The 6,116-nt window shown below is 59.8% G+C and carries 4 protein-coding genes; 2 read left to right on the forward strand and 2 right to left on the reverse strand.

Annotated features, from left to right (window positions below):
- Positions 1 to 3 precede the first annotated feature (3 nt).
- Positions 4 to 636 (reverse strand): class I SAM-dependent DNA methyltransferase, encoded by a 633-nt coding sequence (locus ACR0IK_RS10770; protein WP_480592148.1) that lies wholly within the window; start codon positions 634 to 636, stop codon positions 4 to 6.
- A gap of 90 nt (positions 637 to 726) precedes the next feature.
- On the opposite strand from ACR0IK_RS10770, the gene ACR0IK_RS10775 reads away from it, so the two are divergent.
- A complete protein-coding gene (locus ACR0IK_RS10775; RefSeq protein WP_480641479.1) occupies positions 727 to 1,572 on the forward strand; it encodes an SDR family oxidoreductase in 846 nt (281 codons plus the stop codon).
- Positions 1,573 to 1,575: 3 nt separating this feature from the next.
- Here ACR0IK_RS10775 and ACR0IK_RS10780 read toward each other — a convergent pair whose 3' ends face one another.
- Positions 1,576 to 3,192 (reverse strand): GMC family oxidoreductase, encoded by a 1,617-nt coding sequence (locus tag ACR0IK_RS10780; RefSeq protein ID WP_480641480.1) that lies wholly within the window; start codon positions 3,190 to 3,192, stop codon positions 1,576 to 1,578.
- A gap of 366 nt (positions 3,193 to 3,558) precedes the next feature.
- On the opposite strand from ACR0IK_RS10780, the gene katG reads away from it, so the two are divergent.
- Entirely contained in the window at positions 3,559 to 5,760 is a 2,202-nt protein-coding gene (gene katG / locus ACR0IK_RS10785) for a catalase/peroxidase HPI (RefSeq protein ID WP_480641481.1), read from the forward strand.
- Positions 5,761 to 6,116: the final 356 nt, after the last annotated feature.

Here is a 6,116-nt window from a genome sequence, read left to right on the forward strand (position 1 = left end):
GGGTCAGGTCCTCTCGAACAATGCAATCAGCGCGGTGTCGTCCTTGTTGGGACCCACGGCCAGATCGCCGTAAATCCGCACCTCGGGCAGGGTCAGGTTTTGTATCTGACCCTGTGCCAGTTTGTGCAAAGCCTCGGCAAAACCCAGTGTTTCATAGTGCTGCGCATTGATTGACAGGGCAAATTGCGCGCCAGGGCGGGCAACACGCAGAAGGGCGGGCAGGGCCTCTGGCCCCAGATGGCCATGAGTGAACGTGCCGGATGACACAATCCCCGAATAACACTCACCCGGAACGGGGATGCCCTGGTTCAGATCGGCCTCGATCGCATCACGATAAATGTCCTTGCGCATGGCCTGATCCAGCATTTCGGCGCTGATGTCGGTGGCGTCGATCGGACCAACACCTAACCCGGCCAATACTGCGCCACATAGTCCCGTGCCCGCGCCGACATCAAGGACCGGGCCTTGGCCGCCTGCCGCCACAAAGGCGCGGGCCGTGTGAATGTGGAGCTGGTAATCCTCGCGCGCGGCGAAGGTTTCGTCATAATCTCCGGCCCATTCGGCATAGAGTTCTTTGTGACCCTCGGGCGATGCCAGGGAATAAGCGGTGTGCAGGTTTGGTTTTTTCTCAGCCATGCCTAAAAGAAAGGCGCATTGAGGGATTCGAATCAAGTATTCAAGCGCAGGTGCTTGCATCTGCCGGGATTGCGGATCATCAAAGGCGACATGACAGGAACTCTATTTTCGTTCGGCCACGGATACTCGGCGCAAGCCTTGTCCCAGCTACTGGACCCACAAGGTTGGCGCATCATCGGCACCACCCGCGACCCCGCCCAAGCCCCCACCATTCGTGCATCCGGCGCTGAGCCATTGATCTGGCCCGGACAGACACCGGAACTGGACGGGGTGACGCATCTGCTGATCTCAACGGCACCCAGCAAGGACGGTGATCCTGTATTGTCCGCGTTGCAGGACGAGATCACCGCGCGTGCCGCGCAATTCAAATGGGTCGGCTACCTGTCGACGACCGCCGTTTATGGCGATCATCAGGGGGAATGGGTGGATGAAACCACGCCGCCCACACCCACGGCCGAGCGGGGCCGTTGGCGGGTCAAGGCGGAACAGCATTGGCAGAGCATCCCCGGATTGCCTGTCCATATCTTCCGGCTGGCCGGTATCTATGGCCCCGGTCGCGGTCCGTTTTCCAAGCTCAAGCGAGCGGGAATGCGGCGCATCATCAAGCCCGGGCAGGTGTTTTCCCGCATTCACGTAGCCGACATCGCGCAGGTTCTGGCTGCGTCGATGGCCGCACCCAATCCCGGCGCTATATACAACGTCTGCGATGATGAGCCGGTGCCGCCGCAGGACGTAATCGCTTATGCCGCCGAGCTGCAGGGCCTGCCATTGCCGCCTGCAGTTCCGTTTGATCAGGCCGATCTGACGCCGATGGCCCGCAGTTTCTATAATGAAAACAAGCGCGTCCGTAATGACCGGATCAAGGATGAGCTGGGCGTGCACCTTCTGTATCCGGACTATCGCGCCGGGCTTGAGGCCCTGATGGAAGACACCTGAGGATCAGCCTGCGGCCTTGATCAGGTCGGCGGCTTTCTCGGCGATCATGATGGTCGGTGCATTGGTGTTGCCCGAGATCAGCGTCGGCATCACTGAGGCATCAATCACACGCAGCCCCTCGATCCCACGCACACGCAGTTCCGGGTCAACCACGGCCATCTCATCCACCCCCATCTTGCAGGTTCCGACCGGGTGATAGATCGTATCGGCGCGGTCGCGGATATGCCGTTCCCAATCGGCGTCGGTGCGGGCAGTGTCGGTTCCGAACATCTCTTTGTGCCGGTATTTTGCGAGGGCGGGGGCCTCGAGGATCTCTCGCATCATCCGCGCGCCTTTGATCAGCGTGGCCAGATCGCGGTCGTCGGACAAAAACGCCGGGTCGATGGTGGGCGCAGCAAAGGGATCGGCGCTGTTCAGGCCAACCGTTCCACGGCTTTCGGGGCGCAGTTTGCAGACATGGCAGGCGAACCCGTGGCCGAAATGCAGCTTGCGGGCGTGATCATCGACCAGTGCGATGGTGAAATGCAGCTGAATATCAGGCCGGTCCAGATCGGCTGCGGTTTTCAGAAACCCCGCCCCTTCGGCAAAGGGTGTCGCAGCCATCGACACGCCGGTCTTTCGCCAGCGCAGAAGATGTCGGGTCAGGTTTACCGATGCCGTCGGGCTGATCCCGAAATTGTCGGTGTCCCTGGTTTTGTAGGACAGGATGAAATCCAGATGGTCCTGCAGGTTCTTGCCCACACCGGGCAGGTTGTGACGGACGCCGATGCCGTGTTTGGTCAGGTCCTCTGCGGCCCCGATCCCGGACAGTTGCAGCAAGTGTGGGGATTTCAGCGCGCCGGCGCAGATCAGAACCTCACGCTTGGCCCTGACCGTGATGTCTGGCCCTTTGGCTTTCTTTTTGTAGATCACCCCGGTCGCGCGCTTGCCGTCAAAGGTCAGCTCTTTGGCATGGGCCTGAGTGATGACCGTCAGGTTGGGGCGGCCGATGACAGGAAAAACATAGGCCGCTGCGGCCGAGCACCGCTCGCCGTTTTTGGCCGGGTCGTGGAACTGTGTGACCTGATAAAGGCCGACCCCTTCATTGTCGCCGCGATTGAAATCATCAGTGCGGCGGTGCTGCATCTGCTCGGCCGCTTCGATGAATGCATGAGTGATCGGGCGCGGCTCTTTCTGGTGTGACACCTGCAGCGGGCCGCTGGCGCCATGCAGGTCATCGGCGCCGTCCTCATTGTTCTCGGACCGTTTGAAATAGGGCAGCACACTGTCCCAGCCCCAGCCGGTACAGCCCAGTTCTTCCCAGCCGTCATAGTCCTGACGATGGCCCCGTACATAAAGCATCGCATTGATCGCGCTGGACCCGCCCAGTGCCTTGCCGCGCGGTTGATATCCACGCCGCCCGTTCAGCCCCGGTTGAGGCACCGTTTCAAAAGCCCAGTTGTTGATCTTGGGACGACCGGGCAGGGCGGCAACAACGGCCGAAGGCATTCGGACCAGAATGCTGTCGCCGCGCCCGCCGGCCTCGAGCAGGCAAACGCTCTTGCTTGGGTCTTCGCTCAGACGGCTGGCAAGCACCGAACCTGCGGACCCGCCGCCGACAATGACATAGTCGAATTCCATTCCGATTTCCCCTCCTGCCCGACCGGGCGGAGCGATGCCCAGGTCAGCCTTGTCTAAGACTGTGGCCGAGCGGCTGGAAAAAACAATTGCCGTATCCGGGGTGTGACCCAAGGTTACTATTGTCTGGTAGGATCAAATCTAAAAGTATCATAATCATTTCCTATTAAACTCATCACTAAACAAAACTTTTTTGCATGGCTTTGGTTTGCTACTTCTTTAAGGGACAAGACAACAGAGTCGCCAATACCTTGCTCGGGACGCACTACGCATCCTTGGCGGGGTAAAAGTGTCATCTAGATGTGCTCTTGATCGACCGAGTTTTGACCGCGCGAACCTGCCGGAAATTAGCCAGGATTGGAGATCGATATGGACGGAAGTGATAACCCCAAAACGGGCGGTTGCCCGGTAATGCACGGCGCGGGTACCCGGTCGAACCGGGATTGGTGGCCGAACCAGCTGAACCTGTCGATCCTGCACCAGAACACGCCGGCGTCGAACCCGTTGGGTGCGGATTTTGACTATGCCGAAGAATTCAAGAAGCTGGACATGAAGGCGCTGAAAGAAGACCTTTATGCGCTGATGACGGACTCGCAGGACTGGTGGCCTGCGGATTATGGCCATTATGGCGGTCTGTTCATCCGCATGGCCTGGCACAGCGCCGGTACGTACCGGACGGCGGATGGCCGTGGCGGTGCCTCGACCGGCAACCAGCGGTTCGCGCCGCTGAACAGCTGGCCGGACAATGGCAATCTGGACAAAGCGCGCCGTCTGCTGTGGCCGATCAAGCAGAAATACGGCAACCAGCTTTCCTGGGCTGACCTGATGATCCTGGCCGGGAACTGCGCCATCGAGTCGATGGGCGGCAAGACCTTCGGCTTCGCCGGTGGCCGCGAAGATATCTGGGCGCCGGAAGAAGACATCTATTGGGGCTCGGAAACAGAATGGCTCGCCCCGACCGACAACCCGCACAGCCGCTACTCGGGTGAACGCGATCTGGAAAACCCGCTGGCAGCTGTGCAGATGGGTCTGATCTACGTGAACCCCGAAGGCCCGGATGGGGAACCGAATGTTCTGGCCTCGGGTCGCGACATCCGTGACACCTTTGGTCGGATGGCGATGAATGACGAGGAAACCGTCGCTCTGGTTGCCGGTGGCCATACCTTTGGCAAAGCGCATGGTGCGGGTGACCCCGATCTGGTGGGTCCGGACCCTGAAGCCGCCCCGATTGAGGACATGGGTTTTGGCTGGATCAACAAGTTTGGGTCCGGCAAGGGCGACGACACCACCACCTCGGGCATCGAGGGCGCATGGACCGCGAACCCGATAAAATGGGACAATGGTTATTTCGACCTGCTGTTCGGCTATGACTGGAACCTGACCAAGAGCCCCTCGGGTGCTTATATCTGGGAACCGGTCGGCGTTAAGGAAGAAGACATGGCCCCGGCGGCGCATGATCCGTCGAAAAAGGTCAAAACCATGATGACCACCGCCGACATGGCGATGCGCATGGACCCGATCTATGGCCCGATCTCGAAGCGCTTCCACGAGAACCCGGAGGAGTTCGCAGAAGCCTTCGCCCGCGCGTGGTTCAAACTGACCCATCGCGACATGGGTCCGCGAGCGGCCTATATCGGCCCGGAAGCCCCGACCGAAGAACTGCTGTGGCAGGATAATGTCCCCGCCGTGGATCACGATCTGGTTGACGATGCCGATGTGGCGGACCTGAAAGCCAAGATCGCTGCAAGCGGCCTGTCGGTGTCCGAGCTGGTTTCGACCGCATGGGCCTCGGCCTCGACTTTCCGCGGGTCTGATAAGCGGGGCGGAGCCAACGGCGCCCGCATTCGTCTTGCTCCGCAGAAAGACTGGGATGTGAACGAGCCGATGAAACTGTCAAAGGCGCTGGATGCGCTGCAAGGCGTGCAGACGGCGTTCAACGCTGCGCAGTCGGGCAACAAGAAAGTGTCCCTGGCCGATGTGATCGTGCTGGCTGGTGCCGTCGGTGTCGAACAGGCCGCCAAAGCTGGTGGTCAGGATGTCGAAGTTCCGTTCACTCCGGGACGTACAGACGCGACGCAAGAGCAGACGGATGTGGACAGCTTCGCAGTGATGGAGCCAATTGCTGACGGCTTCCGCAACTATCAGAAGGCCGACTACACGGTCTCGCCGGAAGAGCTGCTTGTCGACCGGGCGCAATTGCTGACACTGTCCGCGCCCGAGATGACGGTGCTTGTTGGTGGTCTGCGTGTGCTGGGCGCCAATTTCAGCGACAGCGCGCATGGCGTGTTTACTGACCGCGTCGAAACACTCAGCAATGACTTCTTCACCAACATTCTGGACATGAGCACCGAATGGAAGCCCGCAGGCAAGGGCGTCTACGAGGGTCGCGACCGCGCCAGCGGTGAGGTCAAATGGACCGGCACACGCGTTGATCTGGTCTTTGGCTCGAATTCGCAACTGCGGGCGCTGGCCGAGGTCTATGGTCAGGCAGATGCCGAGGGCAAATTCGTCTACGACTTTGTCTCGGCCTGGAACAAGGTGATGAACGCAGACCGCTTCGATCTGAAGTAAGAAGGAACAACCACTCACGAAGCGACGCCGCCCGTAGAGACTCGGGCGGCGTTTTCTTTGGCCAGGCCCCGCGTGCATACCGAGCATTGGGTACGATTCCGTCTGAAGGCCAGCGTTATTTAGCTTCCTGTCGGTAAGTGCACGCGCCAGCAGAGAGAATTCTAAAGCTAACCTGTTGTTTTTATTAATATGAACAAATTTCTGCTGAGAAATGTGAAGTTTTTTCAAAATGGGGGTTGCAGGCCCCAGACCTAATCCGTAAATACCCCTTCACCGGCGCTGCTGAGGCGCTTGGGACGCACCGGTGAGACGGTGGGACGGGCCGGAGAGACGGTTGAGACGCTCAGGAGAGACTG

It is taken from the genome of Ruegeria sp. BF7 (assembly GCF_056538605.1).

Excerpts from the sequence above, each read along its gene's own strand:
- ACR0IK_RS10770 (WP_480592148.1), bottom strand. The coding sequence starts at position 636 with ATGGCTGAGAAAAAACCAAACCTGCACACCGCTTATTCCCTGGCATCG.
- ACR0IK_RS10775 (WP_480641479.1), top strand. The coding sequence starts at position 727 with ATGACAGGAACTCTATTTTCGTTCGGCCACGGATACTCGGCGCAAGCC.
- ACR0IK_RS10780 (WP_480641480.1), bottom strand. The coding sequence starts at position 3,192 with ATGGAATTCGACTATGTCATTGTCGGCGGCGGGTCCGCAGGTTCGGTG.
- katG (WP_480641481.1), top strand. The coding sequence starts at position 3,559 with ATGGACGGAAGTGATAACCCCAAAACGGGCGGTTGCCCGGTAATGCAC.